The organism is Seonamhaeicola algicola, assembly GCF_007997385.1.
GTDB classification, from domain to species: Bacteria; Bacteroidota; Bacteroidia; order Flavobacteriales; family Flavobacteriaceae; genus Seonamhaeicola; species Seonamhaeicola algicola.
The window spans coordinates 543,308-563,832 of sequence record NZ_VOSC01000025.1; the positions used below are offsets into that span (position 1 = coordinate 543,308).

Here is a 20,525-nt window from a genome sequence, read left to right on the forward strand (position 1 = left end):
ATTTAATTCTTAATCTTTTTTTTTGGTTAGTACAGTTTTTTCAATTTTATCTTTAATAAGTTCATCTTCAAAAAGCATACGAACAGAAGGTGTGTAGCTATCATCATATTGTCCGCTTTTAACGGCTAAAATGAAAGCTATAAAAAAACCAACAGCTACAATTACGCTTATAGCTAATAAAACATATATAACACTCATACCTATTTGAAGTTATGGGTCAAAAGTACCTTCAACCTTTATTTTATAAAATGACATTTGTCATGTTTCTTACCGTATCTTTTTTTGGGCGTTCCCCAATTGGGTCGGGCTTTCCATTATATCTTTTTTGTGTGTTATTACTTATCATGTTTTTGTGTGCTGTGGCAATCTTTTAAATCAATGATATTACTTCGTTGTACCTCCTCGTAATGCCGGCTTATTTGTAAAAACAAAAAAGGATGCCATTACAATCCCTAACGCACTTGTTTGCTAAAACAGTTTTATTCTTACTTCAGTTTTCTACCAATAATATTTGTGCAAATAGTGGTAAAAACCACAATGCTAATAGAGCTTAAAGGCATTAAAATGGCGGCAACTACTGGTGCTAATTGCCCTGTAACCGCAAAGTATAACCCAATAAAATTGTAAATAAATGATAACACAAAACTCCATTTAATAATACTAAAGGCTAATTTTGCAACCTTTAAATAATTTGCTAACTGATTAAATTTTGAAGCATCTAAAATAGCATCGCACGCTGGCGAGAAAATATTCACATTTTCTGAAATAGCTATGCCAACATTGCTTTGGGCTAATGCACCAGCATCATTTAAACCATCACCAATCATTAATACGTTGGCACCTTCACTTTGGTGGTATTTTATGTATTCTAGTTTGTCTTCGGGTTTTTGGTTAAATAGTAACTTGGTTTTTGAAGGCAATAACTTTTTTAGATTGTTTTTTTCGCCTTCATTATCACCCGATAAAATAGCTAAATCATATGTTTTTTTAAGTCGGTTAAAAAGTTTAGACATTCCTTTTCTGTACGCATTATAAAAGGTGTATTTGCCTTTATAATTATTGTTAGTGCTTATGTGTACAGCGGTGTTTAAACTATTTTTAGAGGGTTGTAACCCAACAAATGTAGCAGCACCAACTTTTATAGATTGTGCTTTGTAATGCGCCTCAATACCTTTGCCGGTGTGTTCTTTAAAATCATCTAGAGTTATAATATTTTCATTGTCTAAAATATCATATAAAGATCGGCTTAATGGGTGGTTAGAACCACGTAAAGTGCTTTTAAGTAAGCTTTCTTCGTCTTTACTAAGTGTAGCGCCTTCATAAGTAATAGCAGTGTTTTTGTTTGAGGTTATTGTACCTGTTTTATCAAAAATAATGGTGTTAATTTTAGCAAGTTGTTCAATAACACTAGCATTTTTTAGGTAGAATTTCTTTTTACCTAAAATGCGTAGTACATTGCCAAATGTAAACGGAGCCGATAATGCAATTGCGCAAGGACACGCAATTATTAAAACGGCAGTAAATACATTTATAGCTTTACTAGCATCAACAAAAAGCCAATAACTAGTAGCTACCATGGCAATAAGTAAAATGGCAATGGTAAAGTTTTTACTAATACTATTGGTTAAGCTTGTAAATGCAGATGCTTTATCTTTTTTAAACACATCATTACTCCATAATTGGGTTAAATAACTTTGTTCAACAGATTTTAAAACATCAACTTCAATAGTGCCGTTTAGTTGTTTGCCGCCCGCAAATAATTTATCGCCCGATGCTTTGTTTACAGCTTTAGATTCGCCAGTTACAAAACTATAATCAATACGTGCGTTTCCTTTAATTAAAATGCAATCTACAGGTATTAGTTCTTCATTTCTTATAAGTAATCGGTCGCCTTTTTTTATATCATAAACCTGAATAGATGTTTCATTACCTTCAGCAGTAATTTTTGTAATTCCTATAGGGAAATACGATTTATAATCACGTTCAAATGATAAAAATGTATAGGTTTTTTCCTGAAAAAACTTGCCAACTAGCAAAAAGAAAATGAGTCCGGTTAAGCTATCAAAAAAGCCTGAGCCAATATCTAAAATAATTTCGGTAGTACTTCTAATAAATAACACTGCGGCACCTAGTGCAATGGGCACATCTATATTTAAAATTTTTGAGCGTAAGCCTTTGTATGCCGATATAAAATAATCTTGTGCAGAATAAAAAACAACGGGTAAACTATAGCTAAACATTAGCCAACGGAAAAGATGTTTGTACTGTTCTAACCAGTATTCGCCAACTTCAAAATACTCTGGAAACGATAAAAACATTACGTTGCCAAAAGCAAAACCAGCAACACCTAATTTGTAAATTAAAGAACGGTTGGTTTTCTTTTTTCCAACACTGTAATCTTCTAAACTTATGTAAGGTTCATAGCCAATGCTACTTAGTAAAATTACAAGTTCTTTAAGGGTGGTTTTTTTAGGGTTAAATGAAATGCGTACTGTTTTTTTACCAAAATTTACTGTAGATGCGCTTATGGCTTTGTTAAGTTTATTTAGGTTTTCTAAAATCCAAATACAGGAGCTACAATGTATGTGCGGTATGTATAGGTTTACAATATGCACATTATCACTATTAAACTCTAAAAGCTTTTCAGTAATTTTTGTATTTTCTAAAAAGTTGTATTTGCCTGCAACTTCTTTTGGTGTAGCGCCAGGTGCCGTTTGTAAATCGTAATAACACGTTAAGTTGTTTACCGTAAAAATTTCATAAACGGTTTTACAACCATTGCAACAAAAGGGTTTGTTATCAAAGGTTATGTTTGCCTTGGTAGCATCTAATCCACAGTGGAAACACGTTTTATGTTCCATAATATTTGCTCATTTTACCTAGTGCAAAATTGGGCAGATAAGCTAAATTAAAATATGATTTTAGTCATGAATTACATACTTTTACAACGCATTACTAAGTAACTAACTGATTTTTTTTAATGATTTTTCAAAACGATAAAGATGTTTTTAATGTGCTTTTTGAAGCTGTTTCAGAAGGCGTAATTGTAGTTGATAAAACACAGCATATTGTGGCTGCAAACAAATCGGCCGAAAGTATGTTTGGTTATAACCACAACGAATTAATTAATAAACATTTGGATACGTTAATACCCAAGCAATACAAGGCAGGTCATGGTGCACACGTTGAAGGTTTTATGAAACGCCAAAAAAAGCGTCAAATGGGGCAGGGGCGCGATTTGTATGGTGCTTGTAAAAACGGTAGTACATTTCCGGTTGAAGCTGGTTTAAACCCGCTACACATTAATGGCGAAGATTACATAATGGCGCTGGTTATTGATATTTCTGTTAGAAAAAAACAAGAACAAGAATTACAAGCGTTAAATAATGAATTAGAGCAAAAAGTAGCCGATAGAACAGCACAGTTAAGTGCCACAGTTACAGAGCTTAAAATTGCCAATCAAAAGCGTGATGTTGAAATACAAAAACGTATTGAGGCTCAAAATAAAATAAGTGATGCGCTTAAAAAAGAAAAAGAACTTAATGAATTGAAAACTAAGTTTTTATCGTTGGTTTCGCATGAGTTTAAAACACCGTTAAGTGGTATTTTAACTTCGGCTATGTTGTTAAGTAAATATAAATTAACCGAACAGCAAGAAAGGCGAGATAAACACATAAAAACTATTACAGATAAAGTACATTATTTAAATAATATTTTAAATGATTTTTTATCAATAGAAAAACTAGAAACTGGCAAAGTATCATACAAATACGCAAACTTTATGCTTACTAAAGTGGTTGATGAGGTTGTTTACAATGCCAATATGCTTTTAAAAGAAGGGCAAACAATTAAATACCCCGAAAATATTGATGGTTTGGCACTTCATCAAGATGAAAAAATAGTAGAATTAGCACTAAGTAATTTGGTGCATAATGCTATAAAATATTCTCCTGAGCATTCAGAAATTATAATTGATATTAGTCAAGATAATAGTACAACAACTTTTAAGGTTACAGACAAGGGTATTGGCATACCAGAAAAAGACCAAAAACAAATTTTTAATCGTTATTTTAGGTCTGAAAACGCATTGTTAATTCAAGGCACCGGCATAGGCTTAAATATTGTAAAAAGCCATTTAAACAATTTAGGAGGCACAATACATTTTAAAAGCGCCGAAAACAAAGGAAGCACATTTACTATAAAACTACCAAATAAAGCTAATTAATGAAACACATACTTTTAATAGAAGACGATGTTATTTTAAGAGAAAATACAGCCGAATTATTAGAGCTATCAAACTATAACGTAACCACAGCACCAAACGGTAAAATAGGCTTAAATACTGCGTTAAATATACAGCCAGATATTATTGTATGTGATATTATGATGCCCGAATTAGATGGTTATGGTGTATTACAAGGGTTGGCAAAAACAGAAGAAACTAAACACATTCCGTTTATATTTTTATCGGCTAAAACAGAGCGAAAAGATGTGCGAAAGGGTATGGATTTAGGTGCCGATGACTACATAACAAAACCCTTTGATGAAGATGAGTTAATTAGTGCCATTGAAAGTAGATTGGCTAAAGCTGCCATTTTAAAAGATAACAGAGAAAATGATTTTAATGACAATGATGATGACCAAAACATCAGAAATTTAAACGATTTAAAAAACTTTTTTGATGATAATGGTAAAACATTCACCTTTAAGCAAGGTGAAATTATTTATGAAGAAGGGCAGCATTCAAACTACATTTATTTAATAGAAAAAGGTTTGGTAAAATGCCATAAGTTAGATGACCAAGGTAAAGATTTAACCACCGCATTACACAAAGAAGATGATTTGTTTGGTTACACATCATTTACTGATAATACTACTTACAAAGAAACTGCAGCAGCCATACAAGAGTCGGTTTTACTAGGTATTTCAAAACATGAATTTATGGAAATTATAAGTAGCAACCATAATGTTACTTTAGATTTAATTCAACTTTTAAATGACGATTTGGTAAACGTAAAAGATCAATTACTAGAAATGGCATACAGTTCGGTAAAAAAGAGAACTGCTACTACCATCTTAAAGTTTGCAGATAAATTAGGTAGTAAACCAACCGATTTTATTAGAATTTCAAGAAATGATTTGGCAAGTGTAGCAGGTGTTGCAACCGAGAGTTTAATTAGAACGTTATCACGTTTTAAAGATGCCGGAATTATTGAAATTGAAGGCCGTAATATTAAAGTATTAAACCTTCAAGAGTTAAAAAATATAGAATAGCAGCCTTTAGTTAGCTCAAATTCTGATATTGGTCATATTTCAATTTTAGCCTTAGCGCTACCTTTGTGCCTGTAAATTAAGGAAAAAGAAGCAATGGCTAATATTTTAATACCAACAGATTTTTCTGATAATGCTTGGAATGCAGTTGAATATGCGGTTAATTTTTTTAAAAAATCAACCTGCAATTTTTATGTATTACATGTTTGCCATGGACCAAATACAAAGGCGTCTTTTAATGAGCATGAAACATGCAAAAAGCAAATAGAATTACTTATAAACAGAATATACAAACAGTTACCTAACAACAAAAAACATAAATTTTTTAGTGTTATTGATGCAGGTTACTTAGTAAGTTCGGTACGCAAGCAAGTAGAACAAAACCAAATAGATTTTATTGTAATGGGTACCAGAGGAAATTCTGGAGCAAAAAACACACCCATTGGTAGTAATGCATCAAATGTAATAACTAAAGTTAGGTGTGCCACTATTGTAGTGCCAGAAAATGCTAAATACGCGCAGTTAACAGAAATAGCGTTTCCAACAGATTTTCTCTCGGTGTATTCTCCAAAAACTTTAGAGGCCATTACAGCAATTATTGAATCTAATAAAGCTTCAGCAAGGGTTTTACATATAAAAAACGATACTACAGTTTTAAACGAAGACCAAAAACGTAATAAAGAATTGTTAGATGCGTATTTAGGAACTAATGAGCATAGTTTTCACTTCTTATCTAACAACCATATAGAAAACCAGGTGCAAGATTTTGTTGAAAAACGGCAAATTAATTTAATAACCATGTTGGCTAAAAACCTAAGTTATTTTGAAAAAATCTTGTTTCACCCAAAAATGCCAAAAATAAAGTATTATACAGATATTCCTTTTTTGGTATTACATTAAAAACGTCAGGTAGTTTACTTAAATAACAAATTATGGGCAAATGTGAACAATGTATCATTAAGCAATTTAATTCGCTTAAATCTTTAACAAAAAGTGAATTAATTAGAATTTCGGCATGTAAAACTTCAAAAACAGTAAAAAAAGGCGATGTTATTTTTGAAGAAGGCGATATGCTAAACGGTGTGTATTGCATACGCGATGGTATTTGTAAACTAACCAAATTAAGTGAAAACGGTAAAGATCAAATTGTAAAAATGGTGGTGCAGGGTGATTTACTTGGGCAGCGCTCGGTAGTAAGTGAAGAGCGCTCAAACCTAAAAGCCATTGCATTAAATGATATGCAACTTTGCTTTATACCTAAAAGCGAAATTTTAGCCGATTTACAGAAAAACCCAAAATTTACACTAGATGTTTTAAAAGATATGGCCAATGATTTAAAAGAGGCTGATGATGTAATTGTAAACATGGCACAAAAATCGGTTAAACAACGTTTAGCCGAAACATTAATTTATATTCATGATAGTTTTGGCCAAAATCATGACGGTACTTTAAGCATACTTTTATCGCGTGAAGATTATGCTAATATTGTTGGTACAGCAACAGAGTCTGCCATACGTGTATTATCTCAATTTAAAAAAGAAGGCTTAATATCAACAACAGGTAAATACATAAAAATAGAAAATATTGAAGATTTAAAGCGCGTTGAATAGTTCACAATAATAAAATTGTGTTAAACTATAGATAAATATAATATGCCCTTATAAAAGGTTACATGAAATTGTAGTAATTTTATAGGGCTATGAAACACACTAAAACCATAAAAAAGGGCTTCATATTTAAAACATATGAAGCGCCATATCAATCGCCGTTTGATAAACTTTTTGAAATATTTAAAGAGTTAATAACACATACTTCAGGCGATTTTGATGAAGCCATAGATTGGTTGAGAGAGCTTGATAAAGAATACAAGCTTACTACGCCAGATTATACCGTTGATGATTTTATTGAAGACCTCAAGAAAAAAGGATATTTAAAAGAAGAAATAGATCCTAACGGTAATGGTAGTTTAGCCATAACTGCAAAAACTGAACGCGCCATTAGGCAACAAGCACTAAATCAAATTTTTGGAAAAATAAAACGTAGTGGTCAAGGCAATCATAAAAGTAAAGCACCCGGTATGGGCGATGAGCACACAGGCGATTTTAGAGGCTATCAATTTGGCGATGCTTTAGATAAAGTTTCTATAACTGAAAGTTTAAAAAACGCCCAAATAAATCATGGTATTTCAGATTTTACACTTTCTGAAAACGATTTGGTGGTTGAAGATACCTTGCACAAATCGCAAATGAGCACTGTGCTCATGATTGATATTAGCCACAGCATGATTTTATATGGCGAAGACCGCATAACACCTGCCAAAAAAGTAGCCATGGCCTTAGCAGAATTAATAACTACCAGATACCCTAAAGATACTCTAGATATTTTAGTGTTTGGTAATGATGCGTGGCAAATTGAAATTAAAGATTTACCTTATTTAAAAGTTGGCCCATATCACACCAATACTGTTGCAGGTTTAGAGTTAGCAATGGATTTGTTAAGAAGAAAAAGAAACACCAACAAACAAATTTTTATGATTACCGATGGCAAACCAAGTTGCTTGCGTTTACCCGATGGTCAATATTATAAAAATAGTATGGGTTTAGATGAGCATATTGTTAATAAATGCTACATGATGGCACAACAAGCCAGAAAACTTCACATTCCCATTACAACATTTATGATAGCTCAAGATAATTACCTCATGCAATTTGTACGTGAGTTTACACATGCAAACCAAGGGAAAGCATTTTACACAGGCCTTAAAGGTTTAGGTGAAATGATTTTTGAAGATTATGAAACTAACAGAAAAAAAAGAATAAAAGGCTAATTAACAAAACGTTAATAACCAAAAGCTAAAGAAATGGAAAATATTAAAACATTACAAGCACTTAAAGAATCAGGATATCAGTCTAAGTCTATAAAAGACGAGTTAAGAGATAACCTAATACATAAAATAAAAAATAAAGAAACCACATTTACTGGGGTTCACGGGTATGAAAACACCGTAATACCAGAGTTAGAACGCGCCATTTTATCACGTCATAATATCAATCTTTTAGGGTTGCGTGGGCAAGCAAAAACACGTTTAGCACGTTTAATGCTTAATCTTTTAGATGAATATATTCCTGTGGTTGAAGGTTCTGAAATTAATGATGACCCTTTAAACCCAATTTCAAGATATGCCATTGAATTAATTAAAGAAAAAGGCAATAACACACCAATTACTTGGTTACACAGAAGCGCACGTTTTGCCGAAAAATTAGCGACACCCGATGTAACTGTAGCTGATATTATTGGAGATGTAGACCCAATTAAAGCCGCTAACTTAAAACTAAGTTATGCTGATGATCGCGTTATTCATTATGGCATGATTCCAAGAGCCAATCGTTGCATATTTGTAATTAATGAATTGCCCGATTTACAAGCTAGAATTCAAGTAGCACTTTTTAATATTTTACAAGAAGGCGATATTCAAATTAGAGGTTTTAAAGTACGTTTGCCTTTAGATATCCAATTTTTATTTACAGCAAACCCTGAAGATTACACAAACAGAGGTAGTATTGTAACACCTTTAAAAGATAGAATTGGGTCGCAAATTTTAACCCACTACCCGCAAGATATTGAAACAGCACGCACCATTACAGCACAAGAAGCTAACTTAGTTGAAAGTCAAAAAAACAATGTGTATGTACCCGAATTAGCTAAAGATTTATTAGAGCAAATAGTGTTTGAAGCCCGTAATAGCGAGTATATTGATGCAAAATCTGGTGTAAGTGCACGTTTAAGTATTACAGCTTTTGAAAACTTATTAAGCACTGCCGAAAGGCGCGCTTTATTAGCAAATGATGAGCATACTATGCTGCGTTTAACTGATTTTTTAGGCGTTATTCCATCTATAACAGGTAAAGTTGAGTTGGTATATGAGGGTGAGCAAGAAGGCGCTGCTGTAGTGGCTTATAGTTTAATAGGTGCTGCTGTAAAAACTTTGTTTGAATCTATGTTTCCGCCTATTGAGAAGCTAAAAAAGCAAAATGAAGAAACACCTTATGATGATATTGTATCTTGGTTTTTTAATCAAACAGAAGGTTTTGAGTTATTAGACGATTTAAGAAATAAGGAATACCAAAATATACTAGATGCCGTATCTCCTTTAAATGATTTATTAGCTAAATACACGCCCAATTTAAAACCAGAAGATACGTATTTTATGAAAGAATTTGTGCTTTGGGCGCTTGCCGAAAACAAGCAACTTAGTAAAAAACGTTTTTCAAAAGGTTTACAATTTAAAGATCCTTACGGAAGTTTTATTAGCGGTATTTAGTATTGTTAAATTGGCAATAAAAAACAACAAAGTTTCACATATCAGCAAACATAAAACTATCGGTTTGCTACATTCTGAAAATAGCTTAAAATAGCCCTTTTTTGCTTGTTTTTATTCGTTTTTAGCCTTATTTTAATCAAAAATCACTTAAAAACGCATAAAAAATAAAATTTTTCTATGAGCGAAAAGGGCATTAAAAATCAAGATGACATAAAGCTGTTATCCTTTGATATTGATAATACTTTAATAGATTTTCATACCTATAAAAGCAACTTTAAAAATGTTTGGCTAAAACATAAACCAAAAAATATTCTTTTAACATACAATACGGGGCGTTTAATTGATGATGTTTTAAATTTAATAGAAAGCGGTGTTTTACCACCACCAGACTATATAATTTCTGGAGTAGGTACTCATATTTTCGATTTTAATAACAATTGTGTATTAAAAGAATTTAATGATGTTTTAGATGATGGATGGGATTTACAATCTGTTGAAACTATAATAAACAATGTAAATCATCCAATAAGTGAGCAACCATCAAGGTTTCAGCATGCATATAAACGCAGTTATTTTTTTCATAATGCTACAGCTAATTTAATTGAAAATATAGAGGCGCAATTCTACAATGCCGATATGCATGTAAATGTTGTGTATTCTCAAGAAAAATATTTAGATATTCTTCCAAAGTTTGCTAATAAAGGCAATGCATTACAGTGGTTGCTTAAAAAGTTAAGTATTAGTACACATGAAACTGTTGTGGCGGGCGATAGTGGAAATGATTCGGCTATGTTCGATTTAAAAAATGTTAAAGGTATTGTGGTTTCAAACGCTCATGAAGAGCTTTATAAATACACAAAACATAAGCAAGTATACCACACAGAACAAGAAAAAGGAAACGGTGTTATTGAAGGATTAATACATTTTGCTGTGTTGCCTGATGAAGCAAAAGTAGCTACAGCAATTGATCATAGTGATGATTTTTTTATAAAAAAAGAGTTAGATAGTATTGCTTTAGAAGACGAAGATGAAAAAGTAGCACTAATTAAAGAAGGCTATCTAAAAGCAGTTGAAGCTTTAAAAAAGAATATTACACCTTTAGGATTTTCAGCCTGTTCAATAAAAGATAACGTTGCGCATGGTACAGATGAAAATTACTATAGCGTTTGGGCCAGAGACGGAGCAATTACTGTAATTGGTTCACTGCCTTTAATTCATGATGAAGAAATTCATAAATGCCAAAGGCAAACACTGTTAACCCTATTTGAACATATTTCAAGAAACGGGCAAATACCTTCAAATGTTCGCATAAAAGACAATGTGCCAGATTACTCTGGAGTTGGCGGTATCTGTTCAATAGACAGTGGTATTTGGGTAATTATAGCCTTTTATGAGTATGTAAATGTAACCAAGGATATTGTTTTTTTACGTGAACACATTGATGGTATAAAAGAAACCATGCGCTGGTTAAGTGCGCATGACAGTAATAATGATGCGCTTTTAGAAATACCAGAAGCCGGTGACTGGACAGATCTTTTTGGTAGAAGCTACAATATTTTATATGATGAAATTTTATGGTACAGAGCCAATGTATGTTACGGGCGTATGCTCGAAATGTTAGGTGAGCATGAGCAAGCAGGTGAATACATTCGTTGGTCTCAAGTTATTAAAAAAGAAATTTTGCAAAACTTTTGGCCATCAACACAACAGCAATTATTTCAGTCGGTATCTTTTGCTGAAAAGCAATTTACGCTAGGAGACACCTCTTATTTAATAGCTCAAACTACACCATTTGATTTTAGTTGGCGTTGTGATACACTTGGTAATATTTTGGCTTTTTTACACGGTACTATTGATGCTGAAAAAGCTCACCAAACTTTCAAATTTATGTTGGGTGTAGGAGTTAATGATCCATACCCGGTGGCCAATGTATACCCTGTTGTAAGCCCCGGAGATCCAGATTGGAGGCCCTATTACACCGTTAACTTGTTAAACCTTCCAAATCATTATCACAATGGTGGCATTTGGCCATTTGTGGGTGGTTTTTGGGTAAAGTTTGTAAATAAATTAGGTTTAAAAGATGTAGCAATATCAGAGTTATACAAATTAGCTTTAATAAATAAAGAAGGTATTAATAATGAATGGGAATTTACTGAATGGGCACACGGTACTACCGGAAAACCAATGGGTAAAGCCTACCAAGCATGGTCTGCAGCGCAATACATTTCAGCTTGCCATGATTTAAAATTAATTAAAAAATAAAACTACATAATTATGAAATCAATTTTAATGATCTCTTTACACGGATACGTATCGGCAACACCAGAACTAGGAAAACCAGATACTGGCGGACAAGTAGTTTATGTACTTGAATTAGCTGATAGATTTAGCCGACTAGGAAGAAACGTAGATTTAGTTACACGCCAGTTTGAAGACCAACCTGAATATGATCATGTAGATGAAAATTTTAGTGTTTGGCGCATTCCTTTTGGAGGTAAAGAATTCATTAGGAAAGAAGACATGCACGACCATTTAAAAAAGTTTGTAACTAACACTTTAGCAGCTATAAAAAAGGAACGTAAAAAGTATGATATAGTATATTCACATTACTGGGATGCAGGTTGGGCAGGACAAAAAATAGCTGAAGAATTGGGTATATCACATGTACATACACCGCACTCTTTAGGTTGGTGGAAACAACACACCATGGGTAGTGATATGGATGAAAAAGAAATGGAAAAAACCTACCGTTTTAAAGAGCGTATTAGAAAAGAATATTTTGTGTACCAAATGTGTAACCATATTGTGGCAACAACGTTACCACAAGTAGATTTATTAACACAACAATATGATGTGTTACCACGAAACTGCACCATGATTCCTCCTGGAATTGATGAAAACAGGTTTTTTCCGGTGCCAACAAAAGAAAATGATAAAATAAGGGTGAAATATGATATTCATCCAACCGATATTTTAGCTTTGGGTAGAATGGCCCATAACAAAGGGTACGATTTGCTAATTAAAGCGCTACCTACAGTTTTTGAGTTATGTCCTGAAGCACGTTTGGTAGCGGCTGTTGGGGGCGACTCAGCACAAGATAAATTAGGAATAAAAAAGTTGAAAACACTAGCTGCAGAGTTGGGTGTAGCAGATAAAATTAAATGGAAAAATTATATAGCTGATGAAGATTTAGCAAACGTATATCGTTCTGCAAATATATTTGCAATGCCATCACGGTATGAACCATTTGGTATGGTTGCCATTGAAGCCATGGCTTGTGGTACGCCAAGTGTTATAACGGTTCATGGCGGGTTGTATGATTTAATAGATTTTGGTAACCAAGCACTTTTTGCTGATCCGCACAGACCGGTTGAATTTGGAGCTATGCTTTCAATGCCTTTGCTTTACCCTAATTTAAGAAACGAACTATCAGTTGAAGGTGCACGTTTTGCAAGAAGAAATTTTGGATGGACAGGTATTGCCAAACGTATGCTACAAGTATTCAGAAATTCAATAAATCAGCAAACCATGGAAACAAACATTTATTAACTTTATAATATGCATAAAATTGTTTGTTTTGGTGAAGTACTTTGGGACGTGTTTCCAAATAACACCAAAAAAATAGGCGGTGCACCGCTAAACGTAGCTTTAAGGTTATCATCTTTTAATCATGATGTAAAAATGGTTAGCGCCATTGGAAAAGATGATTTAGGTAAAGACCTTTTAAAATATTTGAAAAAGCATAAAATAAGCACAGATTTAATTCAGCAAAAAAAAGATTACGGCACCGGAGAGGTTGCTGTTGCTTTAAATGAAGATGGCGCTGCTAGTTATACTATTACTTACCCAAAAGCATGGGATAAAATTGTTAAACTAAGTGCTATGGCAGATGCTGTAAATTATGCCAACGCTTTTATTTACGGCAGCTTAATTACAAGAGATGGTGTATCTAGAAAAACCTTATTTGAACTTTTAGACGTGTCTCCATATAATGTTTTTGATGTTAATTTACGTGCACCTCATTATACTAAGCGTACCTTAATAACCTTAATGGAAAAAGCTAACTTTATTAAGTTTAATGACGATGAACTTTTTGAAATATGTGAGCTTTATGGTAGTAAATTTAGTAATGTTGAGAATGCCGTAAAATTTATTTCAAATGAAACAAATACAAAACATATTTGCGTAACATTAGGAGCAAAAGGAGCTATGCTATTTTATAATAGCGAAATATTTTACAGTAAAACATATAAAGTAAGGGTTAAAGATACTGTTGGCGCAGGTGATTCATTTTTAGCATCATTAATTAGTCAATTATTACAGGGTAATGATAAGCAACAAGCTATTAATTTTGCAAGTGCCGTAGGTGCATTAGTTGCAAGTAAAGAAGGAGCTAACCCAAAAATAACTTTGAGTGAAATTGAAAAGTTTATGGGTTAAACTAACTAACGAGTTTTAATGTTAGCTTCACAAAGTTTAATGATTTCTGTAATACGTTTTTGTTTTGTTTCTGTGCGTTTGGCGCTATTTAACCATGATAAATATTGCTTTTGGTAGCCTTTTGCAAAGTTTTTATAGTTTTTTAAGGCTTCGGGGTTTTTATTAAATGCTTTTTGAAGTTCATGTGGAATAATGCCGTTTTCAACAGTACCCATTGCACTCCATGCACCATTGTTTTTGGCTGTATTTATAGCGTTGTAGCCAGCTTCTGTAATTAACCCCAATGTTTCTAATTCTTTAATATATTTTTTGTTTAAAGCACTCCAAGAACTTTTAGGTTTACGTTTACTAAAATATTGTTTGCGCTTACCATTGCCTAAACTTTTTACAGTAGAATCTATCCAACCAAAACAAAGGGCTGCTTTTACAGCTTCTTCCCATCGCATTGTAGGTATATTTGTTTCTAATTTGTAGAAAATTAAATAGACGGCTTCTTCTTTTTTGTGATGTTTTAATAACCAATCATACCAATCAGTATCACGTTCAAAATAAAGCTCAGGTAAATCTTTCAAAAAGTTATTTTTTTTTGGCTTCAATATAAAAGTTAGTATCTACTTCAAAATTGGTTATTTTTTTTTCAGTTTTTAAAGTAGTCCAATCTGCTTTTGGGTATAACCATTGTTTGGTGTCATTTAATATTACTTTAATAGGCATATCAAAACCGTCAACTATGTTGTTATAGCGGTATTTAAGGTTTTTTCCATCAATAGTATATTCTAAATCAGGAATTTTAGTTGTTCTTAAATACTGATTAAAAAAAGCAGTTAAATCAATGTTAGTTTGCTGGCTTAAATAATCTTCAATTTGTTTTGTTGTAACTGTTTGATGGTAAAACGTGGTATTTAAACCAATTAAAATTTGGCGCCATTTTTCATCATCTTCAATTAATTGACGTAAGGTGTGCAGCATGTTAGCGCCTTTGTAATAAATATCACCAGAGCCTTCATGGTTTACATTATAGTTACCTATCATGGGCCTGTCATTTATTACAGAACGTTTTGTGCCAACAACATATTCAGCACCAGCTTGTTTACCAAAATAGTACTCAACATATAGGCTTTCAGAATATGCCGTGAAACTTTCGTGTATCCACATATCAGCAATGTCTTTATTGGTAATATTATTTGCAAACCATTCATGCCCGGTTTCGTGAACAATAATAAAATCGAATTTTAAGCCCCAACCAGAGCCTGATAAATCATTACCTAAATAACCGTTTTTATATTTATTGCCATACGTAACACTGCTTTGGTGTTCCATGCCTAAATAGGGTACTTCAACAAGTTTATAACCATCGGCATAAAAGGGATATTGCCCAAACCAATGCTCAAAAGCTTCAATAGTTTTTGGTGCTTGTTTAAATTGTTCTTTAGCTTTTTCTAAATTATCTCTAAGTACGTAGTAACTCATTTTTAGGTTTCCACCTTTACCATCATAAACTTCAGAAAAGCTAACATAATCGGCAATATTTATATTAACACCGTAGTTATTTATAGGGTTTTTTACAAGCCAGCGGTATGTTTTTGTATCACCATATTGTTCTTCGCTAATAAGTACGCCGTTTGATACATTCATTAAATTATCAGGAACATTAACGCTAATTTTCATGCCTTCAACTTCATCATACATGTGGTCTTTACAGGGCCACCAAACACTAGCGCCCAAACCTTGACAAGAAGAGGCTATAAAATGATTGCCGTTGGCATCTTTATCCCATGAAATACCACCATCCCATGGGGCATTTACCGCTTCACGTGGGTGGCCTTCATAAAATACATCAATTGTATTAATAGCATTAATTTCTTGTGTGTCTTTAAGAGTAATAAAATGGGCATTCCCTTCATGTTTTATAGTAAGCTCTTTACCATTTTGAGTGGCTTTTAAGAGTTTCATTGGTGTTTGCAAATCTATTTGCATTACCATATGAGGTTTTAAAACTTTGTATGTTATGGTGTTTTTTCCAGATATGAATTTTTGCTCTGGGTTTACCTTAATATCTAAATGATAATAGGTTAGATCCCACCAAGCGCGTTCTGGTGTTATGCTACCGCGAAGCGTATCTTGTCTGGTAAAATTATGTCTTTCAGATAGTAATTGCGCTTGTATGGAATTTACTGAAATACATAATAAAATGAAGACTAAGTATAAATGTTTCATATTTTGAATTTTCTCAAAAATATTTATTTCTCAAAGGGTTCTTTGTTAAAAATTATATAATTTAATTTTGAAATACAGCATTAGGGAATGCTACGGTACTTTCGAAACCATTTTCATTAACAGATGAAATTCCGAAGAAAAAATTATCAATAACAATACCATTTAGTGTAAATTCTGTTACATTGCCTACATACCTGCTATAATCCCATGTTGGCGATGTAGTATCGCGCCAATAAATTTTATAACCTTTTGCACCTTCAACTTTAGTCCATTTAAATTTGGCTGAAGCTTCAACTATACCACCAATAGCTACATTTTTAGGTTGAGGTGGTGCCCATGCTAAACTTGCTAAGTTAATTGCGTTTACAGCGGTTAGTTTTTTTGCGTAATCAAAATTTACGTGTTCAATAACATCGCCGTATTTAATGCCGTTTTCTTCACGAATATCTTGGTGTTGCTGTGTGTAGTTTTCATGAGCTTCCATAATGCGAATGCCTGCAAAACCTAAATCGTTAAACGGACGGTGGTGCCCGCCACGACCAAACCTGTCTAATCTGTAAACCATCATTGGGTTCATTTCAGGCATGTATGTTTTTGTGTTTTTATGAATGTAACGAGCCAACTGGCGTGAAATACCATCAACTTCGCCACCATAAAAACGGCGTAGTTTACGTTGGCGTTCTGTTTCGGTTGGCGGAACAGGTTCAGAAAAAATTCTAAAGGTTCGGTTGTCAATAACGCCATCAACACCCTTTATGTTTCCAATCATATCATTGTTTAAAACCCCAATAATATCCCAGTTATTGTCTTTAGCATATTTTGCTAAACCAGCACCACCAAATAAGCCTTGTTCTTCACCCGATAAGCCTACGTAAACAATACTGCTTTCAAAGCTGTATTTACTTAATACTCTAGCAGCTTCTATAGTTCCTGCCATACCAGAAGCATTGTCATTGGCTCCAGGAGCATCAGTAGTAAAATCCATAGTATTACTAGCACGAGAGTCTATATCTCCACTCATAATTACATATCTGTTTGGGTATTTAGTACCTTTTTGGATGGCTACAACGTTAACAACCCATGCATCATGTGGTACGCGGTTATTCCCTTTTTTGGTAACAAAATCTTTTTGATAAAAGACTTCTAAGCAGTTATTGCATTTGTTTGAAATAGTTTCAAATTCTTGTTTAATCCATCGTCTGGCAGCACCAATACCACGGGTGTTTGAAAGTGTATCGCTAAAAGTATTGCGCGTACCAAAATTTACAAGTGTTTGGATGTCATTTTGTATGTTTTTAGCAGAAATAGCTTCTGTAATTTTATACAATTCAGGGTTTTGTTGGCTGTATGATGCGCTTATTGATAATAGAAAAAGCAGAAGAGTTTTGAGTTTCATTATACGTGTTTTACATCAAAAATACTGAAAATAAAAAAATGTATCAAAAACATAACTGTTGTAGCCTTTTAATACATTAAACAGTTTTATATATTTGAGTTTTTAATAAGATCCCTCAAAAATAATGACCAAAAAAATTTTGTCAACTGCTTTTTTAATTTTTTGTTTTATATGCAATTCTCAAAATAAAGATAAAATAAAAGGAAATAGAGTTGTAACTAACCAATTGAGTGAGGTACAGTATTTTACCAAATTAACTTTTGGTGATAATTTTAAGGTAACTTTAGTACAAGGATGTGATCCGTCAGTTGAAATTATTACAGATAGTAATTTACATGATGTTATAGCATTTAATGTATTTGAAGGCCGCCTAAAGTTTCAAACAACCCATAAAATAACATCTAGTAAAATGTTAGATGTAAGAGTTATTTACACTGAAGCGCTTAATACAATTGAGTTAACAGGAAATGCAGAATTAACAGCATTAACTACGTTAAAATTAGATACTTTAAAAGTAGTTGCAGGTGATTTTACAAAAAGTAATTTTAATGTAATATCAAAAAAATTTGAATATGTAAGTAAAGGAAAATCTAAAGCAAATTTAGGTATTACATCTAATACAATAGCATTATTGCTTAAAGATAATGCTAAATTAACTGGGCGTGTTACGGGTTCTGAAATAACCACTAATTTGAAGCAACATGCCAATGTTTTAATTGATGGAGGATGTGCTAAATTAACAGCTAATTTAAGTGAAACAAGTAAACTAAATGCTGAGAATTTACTTTTAGATGATGCCGAAATACTAACAAAAGATAAATGTAATACAACCATAAATGTTGCTAAAACACTATCAATTGAAGCTTATGGCAATACCGAAACTGTTATTTATGGTAAACCAGCTATAGATTTGATTGCATTTGAAAACAATGCGGTGTTAAGAAAAAAAGAAAATAAACAACAAGAGGAATAGAATAAACAAGTTTGCTGTTAATTAAAAAAGTCTTTACACATTGGTAAAGACTTTTTTGTTTTGAGTTAGTCAGAAATGCTTTTAACAATTAAAAGCAGTATTTATTTTCTTGAATTACTTTATTAGCAATTATATTTCTTAATTTAATAATATTAGGCATGTTAACGTATTTAATGTAGCGTTTTAGCCCCATAAGCATCATGCGTTGCTCATCACCCGAAGAGAATGAAATTATTGAGTGTTTTCCAGCAGTTTCAATAACATCAATAGCATGGAAAAGATTTAATTTAGCCATGGCAATTTGTTCTTTAACATTATCTTCGCCTTCTTTTTTAGCCATTTTCTCAGCGCGTAAAATAGCTGATTCGGCCAAGTAAATTTGAATTAAAATATCAGACGAAGCAAGCATTAATTGTTGTTGCTCTTCAATTTTTTCACCATACTTTTCTAGAGCTGCACCAGCTACCATTAAAAATAACTTTTTTAAGTTTCTGATGATGCTTTTTTCTTCTGAAAATAATTCTGAAAAATCGGGTGTATCAAAAGAAGGAATACCCATTAATTCATCTTTAACAGCCATTGCAGGTGTTAATACATCTACATGCCCTTTCATAGCTTTTTTAATTAGCATACCAACACTTAACATACGGTTAATTTCATTGGTACCTTCATATATTCTAGCAATACGTGCATCTCTCCAAGCAGATTCCATAGGTGTTTCTTCAGAAAAGCCCATACCGCCTAAAATTTGAATACCTTCATCAGTACATTTTTGTACAAACTCAGAAACAGATACTTTTAAAATAGAACATTCAATAGCATATTCTTCAACACCTTTTAATTCAGCTTCTTGGTGTGTATCTTTACCGTTGTTTCTTCTAAGTTCAATGCGGTCTTCAATTTTTTTAGCAGCACGGTAACTTGCAGCTTCACCAACCCAACAATTAGTTGCCATTTCAGCTATTTTTTGGCGAATGGCTCCAAAACTAGAAATTGGTGTTTTAAATTGAATACGTTCATTAGCATATTTAACTGATTCTGTTATGGTTCTTCTTTGTGCATCTAAACAAGCTGCAGCTAGCTTAATTCTACCAACATTTAATGCATTCATAGCAATTTTGAAACCATTACCTCTGGTAGAAAGCATATTTTCTGCAGGTACAACCGTGTCATTGAAAAATACCTGACGCGTTGAAGAAGCACGGATACCAAGTTTATGTTCTTCTTCACCCATAGTAATTCCGTTAGGGTTTTCAGGGTCATACTCAACTATAAATCCGGTAATGTATTTATCATCTTCAATTCTTGCAAAAACAATCATTAAATTACAGAAACCTGCGTTTGATATCCACATTTTTTGTCCTGTAATTTTATAGCTTTTTCCATCTTCAGAAAGTACAGCTTTTGTTTTACCCGAGTTGGCATCACTACCAGCACTTGGTTCTGTTAAACAGTAAGAACCAAACCATTCTCCACTAGCTAATTTAGGTACGTATTTTTGTTTTTGTTCTTCAGAACCATAAAGTGTAATTGGCATTGTACCAATACCTGTATGTGCGCCAAATGCAGTACTGAAAGACCCAGTTGCACCCGAAATATAATCACATACTAACATGGTATCTACAAAGCCCATGCCCATGCCTCCATATTCAGCAGGAACAGCTACACTTAAAAAACCAAGTTCACCAGCTTTACGCATACAAGATTCTGTTAATGCATAATCTTTCTTTTCAAATTGTGCTTTTTTTGCCCAAATTTCTCTATCAACAAATTCGGTTACAGCCTCTTTCATCATTAGTTGGTCTTCATTAAAATCTTCAGGAGTGAAAACATCTTCACAGTTTGATTCTTTTACAAGAAATTGTCCGCCTCTTAATATATCTTTTTCTTCCATTTTTTACATACTC

Annotated in this window: 16 protein-coding genes; 10 read left to right on the forward strand and 6 right to left on the reverse strand. The window is 32.9% G+C overall.

The window, feature by feature from the left end; genetic code table 11:
- Window positions 1–9 precede the first annotated feature (9 nt).
- Together ccoS and FUA26_RS11090 are read right to left on the reverse strand one after the other, a co-directional pair.
- Window positions 10–198, reverse strand: coding sequence for a cbb3-type cytochrome oxidase assembly protein CcoS (gene ccoS, locus FUA26_RS11085; protein ID WP_147135828.1), 189 nt, complete (start codon window positions 196–198; stop codon window positions 10–12).
- Between the two features lie 287 nt (window positions 199–485).
- Complete coding sequence (locus tag FUA26_RS11090; RefSeq protein ID WP_147135831.1) at window positions 486–2,861, reverse strand: heavy metal translocating P-type ATPase; 2,376 nt, start codon at window positions 2,859–2,861, stop codon at window positions 486–488.
- Window positions 2,862–2,980: 119 nt separating this feature from the next.
- On the opposite strand from FUA26_RS11090, the gene FUA26_RS11095 reads away from it, so the two are divergent.
- From FUA26_RS11095 to FUA26_RS11135, 9 genes are all read left to right on the forward strand, one after another.
- Complete coding sequence (locus FUA26_RS11095) at window positions 2,981–4,225, forward strand: PAS domain-containing sensor histidine kinase (RefSeq protein WP_186826905.1); 1,245 nt, start codon at window positions 2,981–2,983, stop codon at window positions 4,223–4,225.
- Complete coding sequence (locus FUA26_RS11100; protein WP_147135834.1) at window positions 4,225–5,274, forward strand: response regulator; 1,050 nt, start codon at window positions 4,225–4,227, stop codon at window positions 5,272–5,274. Before FUA26_RS11095 ends, FUA26_RS11100 begins: the two co-directional genes overlap by 1 nt.
- 93 nt (window positions 5,275–5,367) lie before the next feature.
- Window positions 5,368–6,171 (forward strand): universal stress protein, encoded by an 804-nt coding sequence (locus FUA26_RS11105; RefSeq protein ID WP_147135838.1) that lies wholly within the window; start codon window positions 5,368–5,370, stop codon window positions 6,169–6,171.
- Between the two features lie 32 nt (window positions 6,172–6,203).
- On the forward strand, window positions 6,204–6,881 hold the full coding sequence (locus FUA26_RS11110; protein WP_147135841.1) for a Crp/Fnr family transcriptional regulator: 678 nt from the start codon (window positions 6,204–6,206) through the stop codon (window positions 6,879–6,881).
- An 89-nt stretch (window positions 6,882–6,970) separates the two neighbouring features.
- Window positions 6,971–8,098: a vWA domain-containing protein gene (locus FUA26_RS11115; RefSeq protein WP_147135844.1), complete on the forward strand. Its 1,128-nt coding sequence runs from the start codon at window positions 6,971–6,973 to the stop codon at window positions 8,096–8,098.
- Between the two features lie 33 nt (window positions 8,099–8,131).
- Window positions 8,132–9,592, forward strand: a complete 1,461-nt coding sequence (locus tag FUA26_RS11120; RefSeq protein WP_147135847.1) for a MoxR family ATPase — start codon at window positions 8,132–8,134, stop codon at window positions 9,590–9,592.
- A 177-nt stretch (window positions 9,593–9,769) separates the two neighbouring features.
- The gene (locus FUA26_RS11125; protein ID WP_147135850.1) at window positions 9,770–11,854 is read left to right on the forward strand and encodes an HAD-IIB family hydrolase; all 2,085 of its coding nucleotides are present in this window, start codon (window positions 9,770–9,772) and stop codon (window positions 11,852–11,854) included.
- Between the two features lie 12 nt (window positions 11,855–11,866).
- Entirely contained in the window at window positions 11,867–13,141 is a 1,275-nt protein-coding gene (locus FUA26_RS11130) for a glycosyltransferase (protein ID WP_147135853.1), read from the forward strand.
- Window positions 13,142–13,150: 9 nt separating this feature from the next.
- Window positions 13,151–14,032 (forward strand): carbohydrate kinase family protein, encoded by an 882-nt coding sequence (locus FUA26_RS11135; protein WP_147135856.1) that lies wholly within the window; start codon window positions 13,151–13,153, stop codon window positions 14,030–14,032.
- A 5-nt stretch (window positions 14,033–14,037) separates the two neighbouring features.
- On the opposite strand, the gene FUA26_RS11140 is transcribed toward FUA26_RS11135, so the two are convergent.
- The 3 genes from FUA26_RS11140 to FUA26_RS11150 all read right to left on the reverse strand — a co-directional run bounded on the left by FUA26_RS11140 (window position 14,038) and on the right by FUA26_RS11150 (window position 17,645).
- Window positions 14,038–14,604, reverse strand: coding sequence for a YdeI/OmpD-associated family protein (locus tag FUA26_RS11140; protein WP_147135859.1), 567 nt, complete (start codon window positions 14,602–14,604; stop codon window positions 14,038–14,040).
- Between the two features lie 4 nt (window positions 14,605–14,608).
- Window positions 14,609–16,249, reverse strand: a complete 1,641-nt coding sequence (locus FUA26_RS11145; RefSeq protein ID WP_147135862.1) for a M1 family metallopeptidase — start codon at window positions 16,247–16,249, stop codon at window positions 14,609–14,611.
- 61 nt (window positions 16,250–16,310) lie between these two features.
- Window positions 16,311–17,645, reverse strand: coding sequence for a M28 family peptidase (locus FUA26_RS11150; RefSeq protein ID WP_147135865.1), 1,335 nt, complete (start codon window positions 17,643–17,645; stop codon window positions 16,311–16,313).
- A 124-nt stretch (window positions 17,646–17,769) separates the two neighbouring features.
- On the opposite strand from FUA26_RS11150, the gene FUA26_RS11155 reads away from it, so the two are divergent.
- Complete coding sequence (locus tag FUA26_RS11155; protein WP_147135866.1) at window positions 17,770–18,618, forward strand: GIN domain-containing protein; 849 nt, start codon at window positions 17,770–17,772, stop codon at window positions 18,616–18,618.
- Window positions 18,619–18,706: 88 nt separating this feature from the next.
- On the opposite strand, the gene FUA26_RS11160 is transcribed toward FUA26_RS11155, so the two are convergent.
- Entirely contained in the window at window positions 18,707–20,512 is a 1,806-nt protein-coding gene (locus tag FUA26_RS11160) for an acyl-CoA dehydrogenase family protein (protein WP_147135869.1), read from the reverse strand.
- Window positions 20,513–20,525 lie beyond the last annotated feature (13 nt).

Coding starts and splice junctions, on each gene's coding strand:
- FUA26_RS11150 (WP_147135865.1), bottom strand. CDS start 17,645: ATGAAACTCAAAACTCTTCTGCTTTTTCTATTATCAATAAGCGCATCA.
- FUA26_RS11155 (WP_147135866.1), top strand. CDS start 17,770: ATGACCAAAAAAATTTTGTCAACTGCTTTTTTAATTTTTTGTTTTATA.
- FUA26_RS11135 (WP_147135856.1), top strand. CDS start 13,151: ATGCATAAAATTGTTTGTTTTGGTGAAGTACTTTGGGACGTGTTTCCA.
- FUA26_RS11120 (WP_147135847.1), top strand. CDS start 8,132: ATGGAAAATATTAAAACATTACAAGCACTTAAAGAATCAGGATATCAG.
- ccoS (WP_147135828.1), bottom strand. CDS start 198: ATGAGTGTTATATATGTTTTATTAGCTATAAGCGTAATTGTAGCTGTT.
- FUA26_RS11110 (WP_147135841.1), top strand. CDS start 6,204: ATGGGCAAATGTGAACAATGTATCATTAAGCAATTTAATTCGCTTAAA.
- FUA26_RS11105 (WP_147135838.1), top strand. CDS start 5,368: ATGGCTAATATTTTAATACCAACAGATTTTTCTGATAATGCTTGGAAT.
- FUA26_RS11130 (WP_147135853.1), top strand. CDS start 11,867: ATGAAATCAATTTTAATGATCTCTTTACACGGATACGTATCGGCAACA.
- FUA26_RS11100 (WP_147135834.1), top strand. CDS start 4,225: ATGAAACACATACTTTTAATAGAAGACGATGTTATTTTAAGAGAAAAT.
- FUA26_RS11125 (WP_147135850.1), top strand. CDS start 9,770: ATGAGCGAAAAGGGCATTAAAAATCAAGATGACATAAAGCTGTTATCC.
- FUA26_RS11095 (WP_186826905.1), top strand. CDS start 2,981: ATGATTTTTCAAAACGATAAAGATGTTTTTAATGTGCTTTTTGAAGCT.
- FUA26_RS11145 (WP_147135862.1), bottom strand. CDS start 16,249: ATGAAACATTTATACTTAGTCTTCATTTTATTATGTATTTCAGTAAAT.
- FUA26_RS11160 (WP_147135869.1), bottom strand. CDS start 20,512: ATGGAAGAAAAAGATATATTAAGAGGCGGACAATTTCTTGTAAAAGAA.
- FUA26_RS11090 (WP_147135831.1), bottom strand. CDS start 2,861: ATGGAACATAAAACGTGTTTCCACTGTGGATTAGATGCTACCAAGGCA.
- FUA26_RS11115 (WP_147135844.1), top strand. CDS start 6,971: ATGAAACACACTAAAACCATAAAAAAGGGCTTCATATTTAAAACATAT.